This is a genomic window from Polaribacter sp. IC066, assembly GCF_007997085.1.
Taxonomy (GTDB): domain Bacteria; phylum Bacteroidota; class Bacteroidia; order Flavobacteriales; family Flavobacteriaceae; genus Polaribacter.
The window spans coordinates 1-1,633 of the sequence record NZ_VORR01000125.1; the positions used below are offsets into that span (position 1 = coordinate 1).

A 1,633-nucleotide genomic window follows, 5' to 3' on the forward strand; every position below is an offset into this window, starting at 1 on the left:
GAAAATTTTGACGAGCGAAAAAGTGTTCCGAAAATTCGAATTTAAAAGACCTTAAAAATTTAAAATTGAAATTATTTTCCAATTATTGAATAGAGTTTTTAAATTTTTGAGCAATTGAGCCTAACGTGTTTGTATAAGATTACGTTGCGTGGCTAAGCAACTAAATTAGTAAAAAGGGAATGAACTAGAGGGAATTCCGAAGGGTTTTCCAAGCAGGCTAGAACCAAGCAATTAATTTTATACGGTGTTGTGGGTAGTTTTTTTAACTCGGTTCCCAAAAGTCAATTCGTTTTAATTTTCCATTCAAAAAGAAAAACAGTAATTGATTATCTGTTAATTTTCCGTTTAAAGTTAATGAAACTCCACAAGTCTTGTATTTTTCAATCTCTCCAAATATATCAATAAATTCAGTTGAGTTACAATTAGGTTTGAAATATTCAGAAATGTCTTTTTCGGTTGTTTTATTTGTCAATTTTAATTTTCCAATATTAAATTCCGTTATTTTCTCGTCAAAATATACCACGTTCAGTGTGCATTTTTTTGAATCGTTAAAATATTCAAAATATGTTTTCCCAATATAAATTAATGAATCAGCGGTCGACATGTCCATTAACTCAGGAATTGATTTAATACTGTCAATTTTTCTTATCGAGGATTTTAATGTGTTGATATTAATTTCGTAAGGAATTTTTCCGTTCAATTTAATGTCATTCAATTCAACTGATTGAGCATTAACTGTAATTAAGATTCCAGTAAATATTATGGTTAGTATTTTCTTCATTTTTTTTAATTACCCACAACGTGTTTGTATAAGCTTTGTTGCGATGGTTAAGCAGTAAAGTTAATAAATAATTACTAACCAAGAAAGTCCGCGAGGACTTTCGTAAGTAAGCTATTACCAGCAATAAAGTTTATACGGTGTTGCCCACAGTATTTATTCCTTTTTTATATTCGTAATGGTCTTAAATTCATTTTTCGAACTTTCCAAATCTTTTAGGAATTTAGACATTTCATTTGTAAGTAATAAATACTTTTGTTTATTCCAGAAATCTGCATTAAATGACTTTTTTAACTTAAAAATATCTTTCTTAACAGATACATTTTTATCAACTTCTTTTTCAGTTTTATTTAAGGTTATCCATAAATATTCAACATTGTAAAACACTTTTTTGTCTTCTTTCAATACCTCCATTTGAGCTTTTATTTTTGTTTTATCTACATAATATAGATTGTCTATATTATTTTTTTTAAACGAAACAAATGTTTCATAAGAAGTAGTTCGGTATTTAATTCCTTTTTTTTCAGTAAATGAGCCATTATTTATAATTCGTTTTACTTTAAATTCAATAATAGCTTTGTCAATATTTTTAACTAAATAATGACCTTCGTTTTTTAACTTTCCATCTGATTTTGGAGAAAAGAGATATTTCGTGTATTCTTTATTTTTTGAATTAGTCTCCTTAAAATCATATGATTTATCTGTAATTTTAACAGAAGAGCTAATGACAAGAATTTGCTTAAAATTAAACATTTGAAAATATATATTTTGCCCGTTTATATCATCTTCTATCCCTGCTTTACGCATATTTAAAACCTCTATTTTGTAATTTTTTTTAGGTAGTGGCTTTTTCGA

At 26.8% G+C, this 1,633-nt stretch carries 1 protein-coding gene and 1 pseudogene; both read right to left on the reverse strand.

Annotated features, from left to right (window positions below; translation table 11 throughout):
• Positions 1 to 262 precede the first annotated feature (262 nt).
• A complete protein-coding gene (locus ES044_RS18195) occupies positions 263 to 781 on the reverse strand; it encodes a hypothetical protein (RefSeq protein ID WP_147187470.1) in 519 nt (172 codons plus the stop codon).
• A 153-nt stretch (positions 782 to 934) separates the two neighbouring features.
• Positions 935 to 1,633 (reverse strand): annotated as a pseudogene (locus ES044_RS18680) (hypothetical protein); the annotation flags it as partial.

Bases quoted from the DNA above. Each gene is read 5' to 3' on its own strand.
- ES044_RS18195 (WP_147187470.1), bottom strand. From the start codon at position 781: ATGAAGAAAATACTAACCATAATATTTACTGGAATCTTAATTACAGTT.